The sequence below is a fragment of the Sphingomonas sp. MA1305 genome (assembly GCF_016107325.1).
Taxonomy (GTDB): domain Bacteria; phylum Pseudomonadota; class Alphaproteobacteria; order Sphingomonadales; family Sphingomonadaceae; genus Sphingomonas.
Genome location: NZ_RCVT01000002.1, coordinates 649,988 through 669,743, shown reverse-complemented (window position 1 = coordinate 669,743; position 19,756 = coordinate 649,988). Strand labels below are relative to the sequence as shown.

Here is a 19,756-nt window from a genome sequence, read left to right as displayed (position 1 = left end):
ATCTGCTATCGGCGTTACACACGATTGCAGCGTCGCTCCCCTAGCGGCCCCTCCGCCACGCCCCGGACCACGGGCTGGACGAGATTGGGGGATTGCACATCATGACGTATCGTACGGCGCGTTTCGCGCTGTTCGTCGGTGCCGGCACGCTCGCCATGCTCACGCACGGCACGGCCCTAGCGGCGCTTCCAGGCCAAAGCGATCGCGACAGCGTCGCGCAACGCGACGACCAGGATCGCGACGCGGACACGATCGTCGTGACCGGCAAGCGCGTCGCGATCGAAAAGGCACAGACCGAGCAGGTCAACAACGCCTCGCTCGTCTCGATCATCTCGGGCGAGGAATTGCGCGCGCAGCCGCAGCAGAATCTCGCCGACCTGCTGACCCGCCTGCCCGGGCTCAGCGCCTCGGTGAACCAGGCCTATAACGCGGCGGCGACGGGCGAATCGCAATATGTGACGATCCGCGGCCTCGACAGCGCCTACAACGCTTATGCCTTCGACGGCGTGCGCCTGGCGCAGACCGATGCCGGCACCCGCGCGATCTCGATGAACCTGCTGTCGCCCTTTTCGCTGGCGGAAGTGCGGGTCGACAAGGCACCGACCGCGGCGCGGGACGGCGACGCGATCGCCGGCGTGATCGATTTCCGCACCGCCTCGGCGCTGAACCTGCCCGACCATCATCTGCAGATCCGCGCGCAGGGTCAGCTCGCCGGCCGCGCCGCCGCGCGCGATCAGGACCGCTGGGGCGGCGCGATGCAGCTGGAGACCGCGCAGCGCCTCGGCGCGATCGGCATCTATGCCTCGGCCTATTACGGCAAAAAGAACGTCTACAGCGAATCGGTCGCGCCGCATAAGGATTACATCAACTATAACAACACCATCACCGGCAACGCCCGTGATCATCTGGACAATCTGTTCGCGCGCGGCGTCGAATGGAACGTCTTCCAGAACCGCATCGAGCGGTTCGGTGGCACGCTCAACATCGACTGGAAGAGCGACGCACTCGACCTGTATTCGCGGTCCACATACGGCGAATATCGCCTGAAGAGCTGGATGGATCAGGTCGCCGTCCGCCAGGTCAGCCTGTCGTCGGGGCAGGTCAATCCGAACCCCAGGTCGGGCATGTACGATGCCAATGGCTATGCGGCCATCTACGGCACCGGCGCGAGCAACTATTTCCGCACCGAGCACAGCAACCAGCGCCTGATCGTATCGCAACTGGGCGGCGAGGCGCGGTTGGGCGCGCTGACGGTGGACTTCCACGGCGCCTATTCGCGCGGCAAGACCGAATATCCGTTTCGTCTCCAGGACAAATATCAGACCCCGGCCTATATCGGCGCGGCGACCGGCAGCAACGTCGCCCGCTTCCGGCTGGTCACCAGTCTGACCGATCCGATCAACCCCCAGGTCGTGCTGGACGACGGCGCGCGCGCCGCGCTGACCAACCTGTCCAATTATCTGGCGACCTATTCGATCGTCCAGTTCGAACATGTCACGGAGAGCAAGGGCGAAGGCGTGGTCGACGCGACCTATCATCTCGCCGACCGCGGGCTCACCGCCCTTCAGGCGGGGGCGAAATACGAATCCGCCAAGCGCGATTCGAACAGCATCGATGAATCGCTCGAATATGATTATTCGGGCAGCAGTATCCCGAACCTCGCCTCGGTTCCCGGCAAGACGGTGAACGGCTTCATGCGCAATGGCGCGCAGGTGCCGATCTTCGTCCCCGCGATCGACTTCATCGAGGCGCAGGGACGCAGTCTGTCGCTCAGCCAATTGGCGTCCGCCGACCCGACCCTGTTGCAGAGGAACCTGCTGCGCGGCACCGAGCAACGCGCCAGCGCCTATCTCCTCGCGAAGTTCGGCTTCGGCGCGCTGTCGATCCTGCCCGGGCTGCGTTTCGAGCATAACCGGTTCGGCGCCACCTATTGGGCCGACGATGTCGTCGCGGGCACGACGGCGAGCGGTTTCACCACCAGCACCAAGGCCTATGACGAATGGCTGCCCAGCGTCATCGCCGCCTATCGGCCCGACGCGGCGACCGTATACCGCCTGTCGGCGCGGCGAAGCTATGCGCGACCGGCGTTCGGCATGCTGCTGGGGCCGACGCGACGCACCTATGACGTGCAGGGTAACCCGCCGGTCACGACTCTGACCTCTGTGTCCGTATCCAACCCCGATCTGAAGGCGACGACCGCCTGGAACGTCGACGCCTCGTTCGAACGCAAGGGCGCGGGCACCGACCTGTTTTCCGTCGCGCTCTATTACAAGCGGCTGTCGAACGTCATGTTCTCGACCTCGATCACCAGCTACACCGTGGGCGAGACGGTGCCGGCGGGCGCGGACGGCGTCGCGATCAACGCCACCTCCACCGACGGCAAGGGCGACGTCTATGGCGCCGAACTGTTCGGGCGCTACAGCCCGTCGTTCCTGCCCGGCGCGTTACGCGGCCTGGGCGTGCAGGGCACGGTGACGGTGCAGAAGGCGCAGTCGACGATCAAGGTCGACGCCACCCACTGGGTGAAGCTGCGCATGCCCGGCGCGCCGCAGGTGATGTTCGACGCGGAGCTGTTCTACAACCGCGGCCCGGTGTCGGCGGCGGTCGATTATGCCTATAGCGGCGACAAGCTGATCGCGGTCCGCTACCCCAGCCCGGACGCCTATCTGCAACCGGCCTCGAACATGAACGTCACCATGAGCTACGACGTCGGCGGCGGCCTGACCGCGGGCGTCGCGGTGCAGAACGTGCTGAACAGCCACAGCTACTGGGCGACCTACGGCACCGGCACGGGATTGCTGGGTCATGATCGGACGGGCGGCTATATCGAAGTCGGCCGGACATATCTGCTCAACCTGTCCTATCGCTTCTGATCGGCCAGCGCCGGTCCGGTCCGGCGCGCGATCATCGACCAGGGCCAGGACGGCCCCGCACCGGATTTCGGCCGGGCGCACGATTGACGCTGTCCTACACGACCCGCCGCCGATAGCGTGTGGGCGTTCGGGTCTTTCTCATTGTCGATCGATTGCCGACGGAGGCGGGATTTCGCGTTCAGGCGTCAAATCTGTCAAGACTCGCCATGTTTTGCCGCGCGTTCCGCCACTTGCGAAAGGCCTGATTCACCCGTCCAGTGCGTTGATCGCCGCATGGACCGCCGCCTCGACCTGCTGGCGCGGCAGACCCGGCGGTATCGGCGCGCCGATGCGGATCGTCACCACGCCCGGCCGCTTGGGTCCGGACTTCGGCCACAGCCGCCCGGCGTCGAGCGCGATCGGCACCACCGGCAGACCGAGCGTGCGGTACAGGCCTGCAAAGCCGGATTGCAGCGGCGGCTGCTCGCCCGGCTCGACCCGCGTGCCTTCGGGATAGATCAGGATCGACCGCCCTTCCGCGGTCAACGCCCTGGCGTCGCGCATCATGCTGCGCAGCGCCGCCGCCGACGCCTCACGATCGGCGACGATCGCGCCGTAGCGCAGCGCCGCCCAGCCCCAGAAGGGAATCCGGGTCAGCTCGCGCTTCAGCACCATCGCCGGGCCACCGAGGATCAGCTGCAGCTCCAGCGTCTCGAACATCGCCTGATGCTTCGCCGCATAGAAGACCGGTCCGGACGCCGGCTCGCCTTCGACGCGGACTTGGATGCCGAGCACGTAGCGGGTGAGCAACCGGTGCAGCCGGGCCCAGCCATGCGCATGGGCGATCATCGCCCGTCGTCCGAACAGCGCCGACAGCGGCGTGAGCAGCACGATCGGCACCGACAGGCCGTAGAACAGGATCGCGAACGTCCAGGTCCGCAGCCACGCGATCACAAGCCCACCCCCAGCCACAGTGCGATCCGCCGCAGGATCAGCTTGTTGTATTCGTTGACCAAGGTGCCGAGGCGCGGGCTGCTCGGCACGCCATCGCCGAGGATCAGCACCTTGGGGCCGAGCACCGCCGCCAGTTCCATCCGCGCCCGCGGCACATGCCAGTCGGACGAGACGAGGCGCACGGTGCGATAGCCGTGGGCGCGCACCCAGGCGGCGGTCTCCTCGGCATTGGAACGGGTGTCGACCGCGTCGGCGCCAAGGTCGATGCAGCAATCGAACAGCGCCGCGGGCGTCTTGTATTCGCGCGCCAGATCAATCGGGCGGACGCCGGGCGCGACGCCGGTGACCAGCATGCGCCGCGCCTGATGCGCCTGCAGCAGCGCGATGCCGCGATCGATCCGTCCGGCGCCGCCGGTCGGCACGACGATCGCATCGGTGGTGTTGCCCGCCAGCGGTCGCGGCAGCAGCAGCATGAACGCGGCAAAGCCCAGGCACCAGCCGAGCGCGATCAGGCCGAGCGTGCGGACGATCACAGCGTCCGCCTCAGCGTCGTCAGCACCGCGACCCGGGCGGCAAGCGTCGCCAGGATGACGAAACCGAGCGGCAGCAGCACCAGGGCGATCCAATCGCCGGTCGCCAGCGTCGCCGCGCCGAGCAATTCGGAGCCAAGCGCTGCGATCCGCGCCGCGATCAAGGCGAGCACTGCCAGCGCGGCGATCCCGCCCGCCGCGGCGCCCAAGGCGGCGTCCCGCGCGATCCGCCGCTGGAACAGCCGCGCGACCTGCACGTCGGTGGAGCCGAGCATATGCATCACCTCGATCGTCGCGCGATGCGTCTCCAGCCCGGCGCGCGCGGCGAGCACCACGACCGCGGCCATGGCCGACAGCATCAGCACGACCAGACCGAGCGCCAGCCAGGTCAGCGTGGTGAGCAGGCCGCTGACCGGCGACATCCAGCTTGTGTGCCGGTCGACGCGGCTCGATGCGCTGATCCGCCGAGCGATGCCCGCGACCGTATCGGCATTGCCGCCGGGGGCGAGATCGACGTCGATCATCGCCGGGATCGGCAGGTCGGCATCGCTGCTTGCCTCGCCCAGCCAGGGCGCGAGCAGGCGGGTCAGCGCGGCGCGGTCGACCAGCTGCACGCGGCGCACGCCGGGGGTGGCCCGCAGCGCCGCGACGATCGCCCCCGCCAGCCGGTCGCGGACCGCCGGGGCGCCCTCGACGACCTGAACCGTCAGGCGGCCGGCGATCTGTCGCTCGAGCGTATTGGCCGATCGCCGGGTGCCCAGCCCCGCTGCCGCGGCGAGCAGCGTCAGGAACAGCATGATCGCCATCACCCAGGTCATGCCGCGTTGCGTTCCCGCGTCGTCGAGGACACGGCGTGCCGCGCCGGACCGCGCCGTCACGCGCTGCCCCGCGGGGGCGGCGGGTGGCGCAGCGCCCCGGTCGGGTCGAGCAGCCGGCCCTTGTCGAGCCGCATCATCGTCGCGCCGGGCACGCGGCTGAGCAGATGGAAATCGTGCGTCGCCACGACCACCGTCGTGCCCAGCTTGTTGAGCGAATCGAACAGCAGCAGCAGCCGGTCCGCCATCTCGGGATCGACGTTGCCGGTCGGCTCGTCGGCGACCAGGATCTCCGGCCGGCCGATCACCGCGCGGGCGATCGCGACGCGCTGCTGCTCGCCGCCCGACAGTGTCGCGGGCTTGGCACGCGCGCGCTCGGCAAGGCCGACCCAGGCCAGCATCTCGCGCACCGGCTGTTCCAGATCGTGCTCAGCGACTCCGGCGACGCGCAACGGCAGCGCGATATTGTCCCAGGCCGACAGATGCGGGACCAGGCGGAAGTCCTGAAAGACGACGCCGATGCGGCGGCGGAAGCCCGGCAGCCGGCTGCGCGGCATCGTCACCGCATCCTCGCCGAACAGGCGGATGATGCCGCGGCTCGGCCGCTGCGACAGGTAGAGCAGCTTGAGCAGCGAGGTCTTGCCGGCGCCGCTCGCCCCGGTGAGGAAGTAGAAGGCGCCGCTGCCGAGCGCGAAGCTGAGGTCGGACAGCGTCTCTCCGCCCGTGCCGTAGCGCAGCCCAACATTCTCGAACTGCACGATGTTCGCCATGTGCGTGGCCGCGACCGCTTCCCGTGTGACCGGGCAGGCGATGCCCTGCCCCGTTCCGCCTTCGCATGCCCCGCGTGCGGCTTCAAGCTTGCCACGAGCGGGCGACGCGTGCTTAGCATCGCCGAACGTGCGGTCGGGTGGGCCGCGCGATCCCGTGAAGCGTCGCCGCATGATCCTCGAATGTCCCGAATGCCGCACCCGCTATTTGGTGCCCGACAGCGCGATCGGGGCGGACGGACGCACCGTGCGGTGCGCCAATTGCCGGCACAGCTGGTTCCAGGAACCGCCCGCGGCCGTGCCGGAGCCGCCCGTTGTCGCGCCCGCAGCCCCCGTGGAGGCCGACACGCCGCCGCTGGCGGAGACGGTACCCGCGTTCGTGCCGACGCCGCCGCTCGCCGCCCCCGAACCAGTGTATGCGGCACCCAGCTTCGACGCCTTCGCGCATCGTCCGCCGTTCCAGCCGCGGCGCAACCCGTCACGGCGGCGCACGCTGCTCGCCGTCGTCGCCGGGCTGCTGATGCTCGCCGCCGCGGCCGCGATCCTCTGGGTCGGCGCACCGGGCTTGTTGGCGCGCGCCGGCCTGCCGGTGGCGAGCGAATCGCCGTTGCGGCTGAAGGACAATCCGATCGAGCGGCGCGAGCTGGAGAACGGGTCCGAACTGTTCGCGGTCAGCGGCCAGGTCACCAATCCGTCGGGCGAGCGCCAGCGCGTTCCCGATATCCGCGCCGAATTGCGCGACGCGCAGGGGCGGATCGTCTACAGCTGGACGATCACGCCGCAGCAGCGCACGCTCAACCCGGGCGCGTCGATCGACTTCAACTCGGCGAAGCTCGACGTGCCGTCCAATTCGAAGCGGCTCGAGCTCAGCTTCGCCGGCGAGGATGGCCGCTGAGCTTTTGATGACGGTGCCGTGAAAACGGACGTTGCGCGGACCAAAACCCTTTGCTAGGGGCCTGCGCCTGCCAAGACGCCGGTCGATCCGGTGTTCTCATCACGTGCGGTCGTGGCGGAATTGGTAGACGCGCAACGTTGAGGTCGTTGTGGCCGAAAGGCCGTGGAAGTTCGAGTCTTCTCGACCGCACCATCTTGTCCAGCTACATAAAAACAGCCCCACCGGGGCCCGATCAGCTGCCGTCGAGCACCTGCGACAGGCTGGTCAGCGGCAGCGGCGTCGAAAAGCGGAAGCCGAAGCGGTCGCCGCGCGTCCAGCACACCACGCCGAAACATAACGCCTTGATCGCCGGCAGCAGGATGCTGCCCGCCTGCCCGACCTGCACCGTCTCCTCGGCCGCGAGCTTCACGCCGCCCGGCGAGATGTCGAGAATATCGACGGCGAATCGCCGCTCGCCGATGCGCACGCTGCTTGCCGCGCGCATGGCGAAGCGCGGGGTGCGCATCACCAGCCCGCTCTCATCCCGCAGGCAGAAGACGCGGGTCAGATCCTGGGGCGCGTCGAACGCGCAGCCGGCCTTGAAGCCGTTGACCCAGCGGACCGTCGCCCGCACTTCGGGCAGGCCACGGACCTCGATGAGCAGCACATCGTCGACGACGGGCGGCGTGGTGAACCGCGCCATCAGCCCGCTGGCCGAAATGTCGTGAACCAGACAGGCGGATTCCCCGCTGTCGCCGCGCACCCGCCCGACGAGCAGCACGGTGGCGTGGCGCCGATCCTGACGGCGGTCGTCCAGCGAGGGCGCGAACGGCAGCGCCGCGCAATGGGGTGGCAGCAGCGTTGGTTGCATCGTCATGCCTTTCCGATGCGTGGCAGGGGAGAACAGGGAAACGGCCCGGCCGCGGCGCGCAGCAACCGCGAGCGGAATTTGACGCGCTGCCAATAGGTCGCATCGGCGAGTTGCCAGCGGCCGACGGCGGCGGCGGCATAGCCGTCGATCAACGCCTCCGCATCCTCGCGCGGCATCTGCGCGAAACGCAGCGCCAGCGTCTCGAGCGGTGGCAGCGTTTCCAGCGCGGGCAGCGTCCTTAAGGCAACTTGCGGAGCAGGCATCATCGGTATCACCGTCCAAGGAGGGCACGCGTCGCACCACGCAGCGACGATTGGTCGAACTTGAGCCGCAGGGTCAGATACGGGCCCTGGCGGGTGTAGCGGTCGTCGGAGAAATCCCGGTCGCGATAGCCGGACAGGTTATAGCCGGCGCTGAGCCACAGATTGGGCGCGGGCGAGACGCCCGCGGTCGGCCCGCCGCTCCACGACCAGGCACCACGATTCCAGGCATGCTGCACCGATCCGGCAACGCCGATGTCGAAACGGGTGCCGATGTCCTGGCGGAGGTCGAACCCGACGACGTCGATGAAGCCGTCGTAGACGTCGTCGGCGAAGCGGCCGCGGACGTATTTTGCGCCATGGTAGACGGTGCCTTCGAAGCCGTGGCCGAGCCCCTCCGGGCCGCTGCGATAGTTGATCGCGAGATTGTTGATCGCGCGGAAGGTGATCTGCGCGCTGGCACCGTTGGCCGGCACGCCCAGCACGTTGGCGTCGGTGAAGCCCGCGTCGGCGCGCTCGTGGCGCAGCTCGAACCGCTCGAGCAAGGACCAGCGACTGTCGAGCGGACGCCAGGCGAGCGCGAGATCGGCAGAGGCATAGGCGGCGACCGCACCTGTCCGATCGGTGGCGGTATAGGCCTTCAGGCTGGACGCCAGCGTCTTGCCCTCGCCGAGCGTGCGCAACAGGCTGGTGGTGAGGCCGATCCGATCCTCCTCCGCCGAGGCGCGATACTCGACCCGGCCGGTCCACGACCAGCGCGCCGCGCGATAGGTCGCGCCGAGCGTGGCGGCGGTGAAGTCGCCCTGCATCTGCGTCGCCTGGCCGGCCTGGCCGACCAGGCCGCCGGAGGCGACTGGCTGGAAGGCATTGATCACCGCGCCCTTGGGAATGCTGCCGCGCACCGTGTTGGAGGCGTCGAGCGTCGCGTCGACCGTCCACTGCTTGCCGAGCGGCAGCGACTGGCTGAGCCCATATTGCGCATAGGTGCGGCCGCCATTCTCGCCGATCGCCTGCTGGTTGAGCGTGCTCATCAGCTTGGCGCCGGTCCAGGGCGCAACGTCGAAGCCGAGTTGGGCGGTATGGGCGGTGAAGGCGGCGCCGTCGGCGATCTCATAGCCGGTGAGCAGGCGGATGCCCGGCTTCACCTTCCACGCCGCGGTCAGCTGATGGCGGACGGGGAAGTCGATGGACGACTTCTGGCCGCCGGGCGCGAACTGCGTCTGGCCGGCGAGGGTCAGGGCACCGTCGAACAGCACCTGCGTGCCGCCGAGCGTCAGCAGGCGCGAATCGCGATCCTTGCCGTCGATGCCGCGGTCGGCGGCGAACTGGCCGCCGACGAAGATCGTGCCGTTAGCGCGGCGATAGTCGAGGCGGACCTCGCCCGCGGTGCGGGTCGCCGCGCTCGCCAACATGTCCTGATACCAGGCGGTGCCGGTCACCGAGAGGCGCTTGCCAAGTGCGAAATGGCCGTCGACGCCAACCTTGCGCGTGCCCGCCTCGACGAGGTTCTGCTGACCGACGCCGAAGCCGCCATCCTGCTGGCGCACATAGCCAAGGAGGTCGAGGCCGCCGCCGTGATGCTCCGCCTCGGCGAGATAGGCGAGCCCGCCCGACAGGCCGGTCTTGCCGCCGGTCGCGATCTCGCCACGCAGCTCGGTCGCGCCGAGGCGGGCGCGGATGTCGGCGCCGGCGACGGTGGCGTTGCCGATCGTCTCGTCGCGCAGGCCGCTGGCACCGATCTCGACCCGGCCGACCTTGGCGGCGACGCGGGCACCGGCGGCGAGGCGGCCGGCCTTGCCGCCCTCCACCTCGTAATCGGCGACGATGAAGATCGGATTCTGGCTGGCGTCGCGGCTGAGCACCGGCTGGCGGAAACGGACGGTGCCGAGATCGATGTCGATGTCGTAATCGATATGGCGGGTCAGCTGGGTGACCGAGACGATCAGCTCTGAGCGGAAGCGGTCGCGCACCTCGATGCGCAACTTGTCGCTGTTGGGGACGATGCCGCGGGCATGCAGCCGGTAGGGACCGGACAGGCCGTTGCCCTGGATCTCGTCGCGCGCATAGAGCGTGTCGGTCTTGGCGGCGAAGGCCTGGCCGGCGAGGCGGCGGCCCTGATAGCCGAGCTTGGCGCCCGAAAGGGTACGGCTGTAGCGGGTCAGCTGAGTGTCGGTGAAGCCGGTCTCGAAATCGCCGAACAAGGCGTAGAATTCCCGCCGTTCGAGGCGGAGGTAGAGCTTGCGGCGGGTCGCGGCGTCATAGCCCTGCGCGCTGCCGTCGCCATAGACGGTGTAATAGCGGTCCGGGTCGATCGTCCCGAGCAGGCCGCGGTCGGGGTCGTAGACGCGGTCGCTGTCATAGGCGAGGGTCAGCAGCCACTGCCCCTTGATCCGGCCCTTGGCATAGAGGGCGAGCTGGCCATCGGTGACCAGCCCGTCGCGCTGCCCGCGCGGCAAGGCGCTGCCGTGGCGGCGCAGCACGTCATAGCCGACCGTGCCCGCGCCGAAGCCGACGACGGTCCAGTCCTTCTGCGCCGCCGCCAGCCAGGCGCGGACGTCGATGCTGCGAAGTTGACGATCTTCACGCAGAGACACGGTGGCGTGGACGGCGCCGGCCTGAGTGGTCGGCTGGAGCGCGAGGAACGCATAGCCGTCGTCGCCGACTACCGGCGCGACCGTCGCCGCCGCCTCGCGGCCGGCGAGCTGGCGACCCTGTTGCAGCGCCGCCTCGACCGCCGCCTGATAGGGCTGATCGACGCGGAAGGGTATCAGAGTACCCGCCCGCACCGGCTGACCGTCCTTGTCGGTGACGCGGATGGCGAGCAGCGGGCGGGTCAGGCCATCGGCGACGAGACGGCTCTTGCCGGCATCGAATACCGCACGGACCGGCGCACCGGCATAATGGACGACGCGATCGAGCGTCGTCACCAGCGCGCCATCGGCGCCGAGCACGCGCGCGACGAGGCGGTTGTCACCCTCGACCAAGGGGAGCCCGGTCCATTTGGACACCGCGACGCCGGCCCCGGCATCGGTGCCGTCGAAGGCGAGCGGATCGGTCTGGCGGCCGTTGACGGTCAGCGCGATCCGCTGGCCGGGCAGATGCTTGATCGCGACGCGCAGCGCCGGCGCGCGCGGATTGTGGCCGACCTGCGGGAACAGCCAGTCGACGCCCGGCGTCTGACCGTTTAGCCAATCGCGATTGCCCGCCGCTTCCGCATCGCTGGCGGCGACGATCGGCAACGCATCGGCGGCGGCCGCCGCCTTGCCGGTCGGACGTAGCTGGAAGTCGACGCGCTTGAGCAGGCCACCGTCGCCTTCGACGAAGCGCGAGATCGGGCTACGCGCCTGGCGCGTGTCGACATCGCACGCGATCGGTGCGTAGCTGGCCGGGATGCTGTTGGTGTCGAGCTGGACGACATGGCGGCCGGGCCGCACGCCCTCGAAATGGTAGAGGCCGTCGCGGTCGGTGACGACGAAGGTGCCGTCCTCGAGCAGCAGGCGAATGCCGGCGATGCCCTTGCGCTTGGCCGCGGGATCACCGCACGCGCCTTCCGACACGCGGCCGATCACGGTCATCGCGTCGGTGAACAGCAGCGGCCGCAGCCGCACCGACGCCGCCGCCTGGTTGCTGGTGACGCCGACGCTGCCGCTCGCCTGAGCGCGATTGAGCGCCTCGCCGACCGGCGCGCCGGGGGCGACGCTGACCACGTAGCGGATGTCGAGCATCTGCCCGGCGGGCAGCGTCGGCAGCACGAAGGTCAGATTGCGTCCGTCGCCCGACACCTGCGGCTCCGCCGCGCCGCGCACCGAGCCGCGCTCGTAGCGCAGGCCGACCGGCAGATAGTCGGACAGGGTCAGCCCCTTGGCCGCGACCGTATCGCGATTGGTCAGCTGCAACCGGTATTGAATGAAATCGCCCGGCGAGGCGTCGCGCACCGAGGCGGTCTTGGCGAGCAGCAGCGTGCCGTTGCCGGGACGGTCGAGCGGAATGTCGACATAGACCGGATCGGCGGTCGCCAGCGCGAACTGGCCGCCATAGCTGGCAACGGAGATGATGAAGGGCGAGCCGTCCGGCGTCTTCAGCGGCGCCAGCGCGGCGGGCGCGACCACCGACGGCGCCTTGTAATCGCCGGGCGGATCGACCCTGAGCGTGTAATTGCCGGCGGGGGCATAAGGAAATCGATAGCGGCCGGGGATCGGTTGATAGGTCCGGCCGCTGGCATCGGTGACTGCGCGGCCGGTGACGACGGTCGAGGGATAGGCGCTGACACCGTCGTCGCCATAGACGGTCGCCGGCTGGCCAGCGGCGTCGAGCAAGGTGACGGTGGCACCGTCGACCACTGCGCCGCTGCGCGAATCGAAGACGTAACCGGCAGGATCGATCAGCAGGTCGTAGACCGACGGATAGCTGCTGTCGGTTTCCGGAAAGGCGAGGCGGACGTGATCGCCGGGCTTGATCGGCGGCGCGCAGGCGGCGAGGCCGGCGTCGGCCATCGCGTCGATCGCCGGCACCGCGCCGGCGAAGACGCCGGTGTTGGCGTCCGTCTCCAGCAGCGGCAGCTTGGTCGCGTTGCCGCCGATCGAAACGTCGAGCGATGCGGTTTCCCGCTTGGTCGGATCGTGGTTCTCGCCATCGGCGTCGATGACGATGATCATCGGTCGGTAGATGTCGATCGCGGCGAGCCGCGGGCTGCTCGCCAGCGTCGCCGGATCGATCGGCGCCGGCACGAAGCTGCTGCCGTCACAGCGCGCACCGGTCGGGGTGAAGCCGTTGGGCAGCAGGCGGAAACTGATGTTGGTCGGTCGCTTGGTGCGCAGCGTGTCGAGGGCAACCGTATTGGACCGGATCGCCTGCGTCGCGCCGCCCGCCTCGAACGTCAGCGTCGCGGTGTTCTCGACATGCGTCTGCGCGGCCGCCGGCAGGGTGCCGAGGCCGAGACACAGGAGGATCGCGAGACGGAGGAGCAGCCGGACGATAGGCATAGGTCGGGTGGTGCCCGGCGCGGGGACGGCCGCGCCGGGTCCGGTTCCTTTCTGTGCTGAGGTGGGCGGTTAGTTGATCTTGACGCGGAAGCTCGCCGCCAGCGACGCGCCGCCGGCCAGCGTCGGGATGGTCGCTGTCACCGTCTTGGTGCTGGTGTTGAACGAGCCCATGTACGGGCCCGCCGCCTGCGACCCGTCGTCATTCTGCGGATAGCCGTTGATCAGGCAGGCGCCGGCGGCGCCGACGTTGCCGACGCTGATCGAGCCGGGGACGTAGGTGGTGTTGGCAGGGATGACGTCGGTCAGGTTGACGCCGCTCGCCGGGGTTCCCGCGGTGGCGTTGCTGACGGTCAGGCAATATTGCACGATCGCACCGGGCAGCGCCTTGGGATTGAGCGTGCTGACGCCATCGGAGATGACGCTGGCGGTCTTGGTGACGGTCAGTGCGACCGAATGCACACCGACTTCATAGGCGGCATAGGCCCAGCCCTGGCCGTTGCGGGCGGTATCGTAGCCCAGTGTGCCGTCATTGTCGTCATCGGCGAAGACGATGTCGATCTCGCTGTCCTGATTGACCGTGTTGAGCGGCGTCGGGATCAGCGCCGCACCGGCGGTGCCGGCCGTACCACCGGCAGCGACGGTGGCGTCGAGGCCGACCATCGCCATCGAAGCGAGCGGCGAGGTCGGGATGTCGCCGACGATGAACACCGTCGCGCGCGCATCGGGCGCCAGTTCGTCGATATAGGTCGCCGTATCGACGCCGGGATCGTAGGTGCCATTGCCGTTGGAATCGACGTAGATCTTCAGGTTGGACAGATCGAAATTGTCGGTGCCGGTCAAAATGCCGGTTGGGATCAATTGGTTGGCCGATAGCAGGAAATCCTGCGTCGCATTGGTGTTGTTGGTGACCTGGAATGTCGTCACCGCGCCGGTCTGGCCCAGATTGACCTGGGTGTTGGCACTCTGCGCGGTGATCACGGTCAGATTGACCTTGCGGTCGACGACGAAGGTCGCGGTGTTCGACGTCGCCGTGCCAGCGGTGCCGTTGACCGTATAGGTGGCGCTGGCGGTGTTGGTGATCTGCGTGCCCGCGGTGGTGCCGGTCTGCGCCTGCGCGGTGCCGATCGACGCGACGGCGGCCGTCCCGGCCAGCCAGTATCGCGTCAGGCGATAGCGATTCATGATGATAACCCCCTGTTGCAATCTCACTTGAGGACGGCCTGGAACGCGAGTTCACCCCCCTGCCCGGCCGCAATGGGGCTGGAGAGGCGCCACCGGACGTGGGTGACATCGTCGAGCGTGGCGGGCCGCCGACCCTGCGGACCGGCCACGGTGAGGGCGGAAAGCGGCCCATAGGTGCTGCCGTCGACCGACAGCTCTGGCGCGGCGGAGCCCGGCGCGGGATTGCGATAGGCAATGTTGCGCGGCACCGGATTGGCCAGCACGACATTCCCGATCGGCTGCGCGCCGGTGTTGCGATAGGCGAGGACGACGGTGATGCGCGCACCGGGCACCGCCTTGACCGCCGGCACCATCTGGATGCGGGTGGTACCGTCGGCGGCGGCGATGCGCTTCTCGACCATCATCCGCGTGGCGATGGTCAGCGGCCCGGCGGCCAGCGCCGGCGCCGCGGCGGCGACCGCGCCGGTCAGCGCGAAGGCAGCGGCGATACGTGGGAAGGACACGGACAATCTCCTCATTGGATGGTCACCTGGAAACGGAGGGTGCGGAGCGCCGGGCCGGCGATGTCGCCGAGCGCGACGGCGATGCGGCCGCCGGCGTCGAGGCCGCTGGCATCGCTGACCGGCGTGTCGTCGAGGGTCAGGCTGCCTGCGCGGTAGAGCGTGCCGGCGGGGATTGGATCGAGCAGGCGCGCGCCCCGCACCGGCCGGGTGAAGCGCGCTTCCAGCGTGTAGGTGATGACGGCGCCGGCGACCGCGCGGGTCGATCCGTCGGCGGCGCGCACCGCCTGCGACTTGATCAGCGTCGGCAGGCCCTGCGCGTCGCCGATCGGCACGACCAGGCTGGCGGCGGCGCCGGTCGCGCCGGTCATTGCATCGCCGCCGCCGTCGCCGGCGCCGGTGATCGTCGTACCCTGCGGCCCGCTGCCGGTGGCGGCGCGGGCGTTCACCGTCAGCGCGACCGCCGTGACCGGATCGGCGGCGGCGTCGATCAGCACCAGCAGGCGCAGCGTCGCGCCCGGCGCGAGCAGCGGCGTATGCCCTTGAACGAGCGAAGTATCGGCCGGATCGAGGCGTCCATCACCATCGGTGTCGATGGCGATGCCGCGCACGGTGGCGGTGGTATCGGACAGTGCGGCGGAAAGGTCGAACGCCTCGTCGCCGTTACCGCGGTTGGTCAGCAGCACGGGGACGGTGGCGCCGCCGGCACCGATCGCGACCGCCGTGTCGTCGGCGCGGACGAGCGCGACGTCGAGCCGTTCGCCGACGCGTAACACGACCGGGTTGGACGCGATCGTCCAGCGCCCTTCCTTGCCGGTCACCTCGACAGTGGCGACGTTACTGATCTGCGTTCCGGCACGCGTGTCCGCACCGGCTTCCGCCACGATCATCGTCGACGACACCATGGCGAGTGCAAGCATTGCTGCCGCACCGCTGCCATATGTCCGCCCGACCTTGTCCCCTATACTTGCGATCGTCACCGATCTCAGCCCCGTGTGTTATGCACGGGAAGGAAAATCAGGGTTCGTGCTTAAACAAGATTTACTGAACCGAATTGCAGTTCGATGTTTTTGATCGCGATCAAAGCGGGTGGATCTGGTCGCCCGCAAACGCACATCGGCGCGGACGTCAGCGAGAGGAAGCGTGCCGGACGGATCGCAAAACGGATGTGATACACCCGCCCTTCCCTATTCCGGGGGTAATTAAATTACTCGCCGTTTCGAATGCTTATCGCAAAATCACGCGGCACCGAGGCGGCGCAGATAGGCCAGAACGGCGCTGTGACCCGAATCGCTGAGCGAGATTTCCATCCGGCGGCGGTCGATCGGATCGATGACGCGATCGATCAGCTTAAGCTTGTGGAGATGGTCGATCCAGCGCTGCGAGGTGGTGACCGGGGCGGCAGCGGTGCTGACCAGCGTCTTGACGTTCATCGTCCGTCGCTCTTCATGCGCGACGAACAACGCCAGCAGCATGTCCCAGGCGGGTTCGTGGAACAGGTCGGCGGGAAGATGCTCGAACCGCGCGGCTCGTTGCGAGAGCAACTGGCGGGCGATGTCGCCGGGCGGATGCTGACCGTGCTGGGCGGTGAGCGTGGTTTGGCTCATCAGGCGATCCGCCCGCGAACCGAAGTCCACCGCTATCGCGGACAATTGAGTGGTCAGGTCCTTGACCAGCCCCGCAACCGTTTCTTCCGCCACCTCGTACGCTCTCCCGTCAGCGCCTGCCAGCCATGGTTCCGGTATCATTCGGAACCGGAAAAAAACAAGTTCATTCCGACATTTGGACTAATTCGGACAGAAAAACTAACATTTATTTCATACTGGCTTGGCGAACGAGAATGACGGGCCCGGAGTTCCCGCCGGCGCGTTTCATCCCCATCAATCGCCTGCGGGCCAGGAAGGAGCTGCGTGACCGCCTATCTCCACGCCGTGGGAGTCGCCGTACCCCCGCATGACGTTCATCGGGCCTTTCTGGATTGGGCGGACGCGCGACTGGACACGCGGCCGCGCGCCTTGTTCGACCGGATGGCGGCGCGATCGGGCATCGCGCACCGCTGGTCGGTGCTCCCCGATCCGACCGCGGCGGGCGGCTTCTACGCCGGCGCCATGTCGGGCACCGCGTCGCGAATGGCCATCTATGCCGAGGAAGCGCCGCGGCTGGCGCTCGCCGCGATCGCCGAGCTGGCCGGGCAGATCGACACCGCCGGCATCACCCATCTGGTGGTGGCGAGCTGCACCGGCTTCGTCGCGCCGGGCGTCGACCAGATCATCGCCCACGCGCTGGGGCTGTCGCGCCAGGTCGAACGGACGCTGATCGGCTTCATGGGCTGCTATGCCGCGGTGGTCGCACTGCGCACCGCGCGGCATATCGTCCGGTCGGAGCCCGCGGCGCGCGTGCTGGTGGTGACGGTGGAGCTGTCGACGCTGCACCTGCAGGACACCGACGATGTCGGCGCCCTGCTCGCCATGCTGCAGTTCGGCGACGGCGCCGCGGCCGCGCTGGTGACGGGAGAGCCGGGCGGCATTGCGCTCGGCCAGCCGTTCGCGGCGACGGTGCCGGACAGCGCGGCGCTGATCCGCTGGACGGTCACCGACCAAGGCTTCGTCATGCATCTCGACGGCGCGGTACCGGCGCGGATCGCTGGCGCGCTTGCCGATCCGGAGCTGGTCGCCAGCATCGTCGGCGATGCCGTGCCGGACGATCTGTTCTGGGCGGTGCACGCCGGCGGCCGATCGATCCTCGACGCGGTCGAACAGGCGCTGGGCCTGCCGCCGGCGGCGCTCGCCGCGTCGCGGGCGGTGCTGCACGACAAGGGCAATATGTCGTCGGCGACGCTGATGTTCGTGCTGGCGCGGATGCTCGCCGCGCCGCCGGGTCCCCACGCCGGCGTGGCGCTCGCCTTCGGGCCGGGGCTGGCGGCGGAGGGGCTGGCGCTGGAGCGGGTGGCGTGACGCTGGCGGTGCGCAGCACGGCCGAGGAGTTGATGGACGCGGACGACCTGCCCGCCGACGTCTATGCCGCGGTCGTCGCCGACCTGGCGCGGGTCAACACCGTGACGCTGGCACGGCGGCCGACGCTCGCCTTCCTCGACCGGATCGCGGCGGTAGCGGACGGCGCGCCCCTGCGGCTGCTCGACGTCGGCTTCGGCGACGGCGACATGCTGCGCGCGATCGCCCCCTGGGCCCGGCGGCGGGGCGTCGCGGTGATGCTGGCCGGCGTCGACCTCAACCCGCGCAGCGAGGCGGCGGCCCGCGCGCACACCGATCCCGCCGATGCGATCCACTACGTCACCGGTGACTATGCCGATCTTGCCGGACAGGACTGGGACGTGGTGATCAGCAGCCTGGTCGCGCATCACATGACGCACGCGCAACTCGTTGCCTTCTTGCGCTTCATGGAAGCGGAAGCGGCACGCGGCTGGTTCGTCAACGACCTGCATCGCCACGGCTTCGCTTATGCCGGCTATCCGCTGCTCGCCCGCGTCGCCGGCTGGCATCCGATCGTCCGCCACGACGGCCGGCTGTCGATCGCGCGCGCCTATCGCCCTTCCGAATGGCCGCCGCTGCTCGCCGCGGCCGGCGTCCACGACGCCCGCGTCTTCCGTGCCTTTCCGTTCCGGTTATGCGTCGAACGGCGGCGCTGATCATCGGCGGCGGGCCGGCCGGTTGCGCGGCCGCGATCACGCTGGCACGCGGCGGCGTCGCGCCGTTGCTGGTCGAGCGCCAGCCGGCCGGCGACGCGCTGTGCGGCGGCTTCGTCAGCTGGCGGACGGTGGCGCGCATCGACGAACTGGGCGTCGACCCCGCCAGCCTGGGCGGCCACCGCGTCGAGGGCGTGGCGCTGTTCGCCGGCCGCCGGGTGCATCGGGCGCGCCTGCCCGCGCCAGCGATGGGCCTGTCGCGCCGCCGGCTCGACACGGCGCTGCGTGCCGCGGCCGCACGGGTCGGCGTCACCTGCCTCAGCGGCGTGGCGGTGCGCAGTCTGGACGCGGGCACCGCGACGCTGGCGGACGGCACGGCGATCGCCGCCGACACGCTGTTCCTCGCCACCGGCAAGCACGATTTGCGCGGCCACGCCCGCCCCGCCGCGGCCCGCGGCGACGATCCGACGCTCGGCCTGCGCCTGCGGCTGCACCCGCGGCGCGACATCGCCGCGGCGCTGGCCGGGCAGATCGAGCTGCACCTGTTCGACCGCGGCTATGCCGGCATCGTCGCGCAGGAGGATGGCAGCGCCAACATCTGCCTGGCGGTGCATCGGTCGCGGCTGCACGCGGCGGGCACGCCGCTGGCGCTGCTCGAGACGTTGGCGCGCGAGCACCCAGCACTGGGAGCGCGACTCGCCGGACTCGACGCGACGGCGGCGATCGATGCGATCGCCAACGTCCCCTATGGCTGGCGACGGCGCGACGGCACCCCCGGCCTGTACCGGCTCGGCGACCAGGCGGCGGTGATCCCGTCGCTGGCCGGGGAGGGCATGGGCATCGCGCTCGCCAGCGGCATCGACGCCGCCCGTGCGCATCTGGCAGGCGAATGCGCCAGCCGCTGGCAGCAGCGCTTCGCCCGCCGCGTGGCGCGGCCGATGGCGGTCGCCGGCGCGGCGCGGCGGGTCGCGGAAAGCCGCTGGTCGTCGCCGCTCGTCGCCCTGCTGCCGCCGCGACTGATCCAGGTCATGGCGGCGGCGACCAGGGTCGGCTGACGACCTTGACGACGCCCACGCCGCCCAGGAAGGTAACGCGATGGATCAGCTCAATCTTTCCGAGTCCGAATGGCGCAAGCGCCTGTCGCCGGCACAATATCACGTGCTGCGCGAGGCGGGGACGGAACGTGCCTTCGCGGGCACGCTGACCGACAACAAGGCGGACGGCCTGTACCATTGCGCGGCCTGTCACCTCGACGTGTTCGACAGCGCCGACAAATACGATTCGGGTTCGGGCTGGCCGAGCTTCACCCAGCCGATCGCGCGCGACCGGATCACCGACCATAGCGACACGAGCCACGGCATGACCCGGACCGAGACGCGCTGCGCCCGCTGCGACAGCCACCTCGGCCATGTCTTTCCCGACGGCCCGCCGCCGACCGGCCTGCGCTATTGCATCAACTCGATCGCGCTGGAATTCCGCGCGCGGCGGTAAAGCAGGCGAGCGCTTGCCGGGGGCAGCGTTAGCGC

Annotated in this window: 17 protein-coding genes and 1 tRNA gene; 7 read left to right on the top strand and 11 right to left on the bottom strand. The window is 69.3% G+C overall.

The features are described from left to right. The first annotated feature begins 101 nt into the window (after window positions 1-101). Entirely contained in the window at window positions 102-2,873 is a 2,772-nt protein-coding gene (locus D9601_RS11100; RefSeq protein WP_198354067.1) for a TonB-dependent receptor, read from the top strand. A 246-nt stretch (window positions 2,874-3,119) separates the two neighbouring features. On the opposite strand, the gene D9601_RS11095 is transcribed toward D9601_RS11100, so the two are convergent. Genes D9601_RS11095 through ftsE form a run of 4 tightly spaced genes read right to left on the bottom strand, consistent with a single transcriptional unit; the run spans window position 3,120 to window position 5,921 of the window. Then, complete coding sequence (locus D9601_RS11095) at window positions 3,120-3,803, bottom strand: lysophospholipid acyltransferase family protein (protein WP_198354468.1); 684 nt, start codon at window positions 3,801-3,803, stop codon at window positions 3,120-3,122. Beyond that, entirely contained in the window at window positions 3,803-4,339 is a 537-nt protein-coding gene (locus tag D9601_RS11090; protein ID WP_198354066.1) for a YdcF family protein, read from the bottom strand. Before D9601_RS11090 ends, D9601_RS11095 begins: the two co-directional genes overlap by 1 nt. After that, window positions 4,336-5,214, bottom strand: coding sequence for a cell division protein FtsX (locus tag D9601_RS11085; RefSeq protein ID WP_198354065.1), 879 nt, complete (start codon window positions 5,212-5,214; stop codon window positions 4,336-4,338). Before D9601_RS11085 ends, D9601_RS11090 begins: the two co-directional genes overlap by 4 nt. Further along, window positions 5,211-5,921 carry a cell division ATP-binding protein FtsE gene (gene ftsE / locus D9601_RS11080; protein WP_198354064.1) on the bottom strand — a complete coding sequence of 237 codons (711 nt, stop codon included), beginning with the start codon at window positions 5,919-5,921 and terminating at the stop codon, window positions 5,211-5,213. Before ftsE ends, D9601_RS11085 begins: the two co-directional genes overlap by 4 nt. A gap of 169 nt (window positions 5,922-6,090) precedes the next feature. On the opposite strand from ftsE, the gene D9601_RS11075 reads away from it, so the two are divergent. Beyond that, window positions 6,091-6,813 (top strand): MJ0042-type zinc finger domain-containing protein, encoded by a 723-nt coding sequence (locus D9601_RS11075; RefSeq protein ID WP_198354063.1) that lies wholly within the window; start codon window positions 6,091-6,093, stop codon window positions 6,811-6,813. 105 nt (window positions 6,814-6,918) lie between these two features. Beyond that, window positions 6,919-7,005 (top strand) — tRNA-Leu (locus tag D9601_RS11070). A gap of 40 nt (window positions 7,006-7,045) precedes the next feature. Here the strand turns inward: D9601_RS11070 and D9601_RS11065 are convergent. The 7 genes from D9601_RS11065 to D9601_RS11035 all read right to left on the bottom strand — a co-directional run bounded on the left by D9601_RS11065 (window position 7,046) and on the right by D9601_RS11035 (window position 16,287). After that, complete coding sequence (locus D9601_RS11065; protein ID WP_198354062.1) at window positions 7,046-7,669, bottom strand: PilZ domain-containing protein; 624 nt, start codon at window positions 7,667-7,669, stop codon at window positions 7,046-7,048. Then, window positions 7,666-7,929, bottom strand: coding sequence for a hypothetical protein (locus D9601_RS11060; RefSeq protein ID WP_198354061.1), 264 nt, complete (start codon window positions 7,927-7,929; stop codon window positions 7,666-7,668). The genes D9601_RS11065 and D9601_RS11060 overlap by 4 nt, the downstream gene beginning before the upstream one ends. A gap of 5 nt (window positions 7,930-7,934) precedes the next feature. Then, entirely contained in the window at window positions 7,935-12,905 is a 4,971-nt protein-coding gene (locus D9601_RS11055; protein WP_198354060.1) for a DUF11 domain-containing protein, read from the bottom strand. Window positions 12,906-12,974: 69 nt separating this feature from the next. After that, window positions 12,975-14,087 carry a DUF11 domain-containing protein gene (locus tag D9601_RS11050; RefSeq protein WP_198354059.1) on the bottom strand — a complete coding sequence of 371 codons (1,113 nt, stop codon included), beginning with the start codon at window positions 14,085-14,087 and terminating at the stop codon, window positions 12,975-12,977. Window positions 14,088-14,110: 23 nt separating this feature from the next. Then, window positions 14,111-14,590, bottom strand: a complete 480-nt coding sequence (locus D9601_RS11045; protein ID WP_332837981.1) for a hypothetical protein — start codon at window positions 14,588-14,590, stop codon at window positions 14,111-14,113. Window positions 14,591-14,601: 11 nt separating this feature from the next. Continuing rightward, window positions 14,602-15,507, bottom strand: a complete 906-nt coding sequence (locus D9601_RS11040) for a hypothetical protein (RefSeq protein ID WP_198354057.1) — start codon at window positions 15,505-15,507, stop codon at window positions 14,602-14,604. A 318-nt stretch (window positions 15,508-15,825) separates the two neighbouring features. Then, window positions 15,826-16,287, bottom strand: coding sequence for a hypothetical protein (locus D9601_RS11035; RefSeq protein ID WP_198354056.1), 462 nt, complete (start codon window positions 16,285-16,287; stop codon window positions 15,826-15,828). Window positions 16,288-16,497: 210 nt separating this feature from the next. On the opposite strand from D9601_RS11035, the gene D9601_RS11030 reads away from it, so the two are divergent. Genes D9601_RS11030 through msrB form a run of 4 tightly spaced genes read left to right on the top strand, consistent with a single transcriptional unit; the run spans window position 16,498 to window position 19,721 of the window. Next, complete coding sequence (locus D9601_RS11030) at window positions 16,498-17,541, top strand: type III polyketide synthase (RefSeq protein WP_198354055.1); 1,044 nt, start codon at window positions 16,498-16,500, stop codon at window positions 17,539-17,541. Further along, the gene (locus D9601_RS11025; RefSeq protein WP_198354054.1) at window positions 17,538-18,233 is read left to right on the top strand and encodes a methyltransferase domain-containing protein; all 696 of its coding nucleotides are present in this window, start codon (window positions 17,538-17,540) and stop codon (window positions 18,231-18,233) included. The genes D9601_RS11030 and D9601_RS11025 overlap by 4 nt, the downstream gene beginning before the upstream one ends. Next, window positions 18,212-19,285, top strand: coding sequence for an NAD(P)/FAD-dependent oxidoreductase (locus D9601_RS11020; RefSeq protein WP_198354053.1), 1,074 nt, complete (start codon window positions 18,212-18,214; stop codon window positions 19,283-19,285). Before D9601_RS11025 ends, D9601_RS11020 begins: the two co-directional genes overlap by 22 nt. Before the next feature lie 40 nt (window positions 19,286-19,325). Beyond that, window positions 19,326-19,721, top strand: coding sequence for a peptide-methionine (R)-S-oxide reductase MsrB (gene msrB, locus D9601_RS11015; protein ID WP_198354052.1), 396 nt, complete (start codon window positions 19,326-19,328; stop codon window positions 19,719-19,721). Window positions 19,722-19,756: the final 35 nt, after the last annotated feature.

Bases quoted from the DNA above. Each gene is read 5' to 3' on its own strand.
- D9601_RS11100 (WP_198354067.1), top strand. From the start codon at position 102: ATGACGTATCGTACGGCGCGTTTCGCGCTGTTCGTCGGTGCCGGCACG.
- ftsE (WP_198354064.1), bottom strand. From the start codon at position 5,921: ATGGCGAACATCGTGCAGTTCGAGAATGTTGGGCTGCGCTACGGCACG.
- D9601_RS11075 (WP_198354063.1), top strand. From the start codon at position 6,091: ATGATCCTCGAATGTCCCGAATGCCGCACCCGCTATTTGGTGCCCGAC.
- D9601_RS11065 (WP_198354062.1), bottom strand. From the start codon at position 7,669: ATGACGATGCAACCAACGCTGCTGCCACCCCATTGCGCGGCGCTGCCG.
- D9601_RS11060 (WP_198354061.1), bottom strand. From the start codon at position 7,929: ATGATGCCTGCTCCGCAAGTTGCCTTAAGGACGCTGCCCGCGCTGGAA.
- D9601_RS11055 (WP_198354060.1), bottom strand. From the start codon at position 12,905: ATGCCTATCGTCCGGCTGCTCCTCCGTCTCGCGATCCTCCTGTGTCTC.
- D9601_RS11050 (WP_198354059.1), bottom strand. From the start codon at position 14,087: ATGAATCGCTATCGCCTGACGCGATACTGGCTGGCCGGGACGGCCGCC.
- D9601_RS11040 (WP_198354057.1), bottom strand. From the start codon at position 15,507: ATGCTTGCACTCGCCATGGTGTCGTCGACGATGATCGTGGCGGAAGCC.
- D9601_RS11020 (WP_198354053.1), top strand. From the start codon at position 18,212: ATGCGTCGAACGGCGGCGCTGATCATCGGCGGCGGGCCGGCCGGTTGC.
- msrB (WP_198354052.1), top strand. From the start codon at position 19,326: ATGGATCAGCTCAATCTTTCCGAGTCCGAATGGCGCAAGCGCCTGTCG.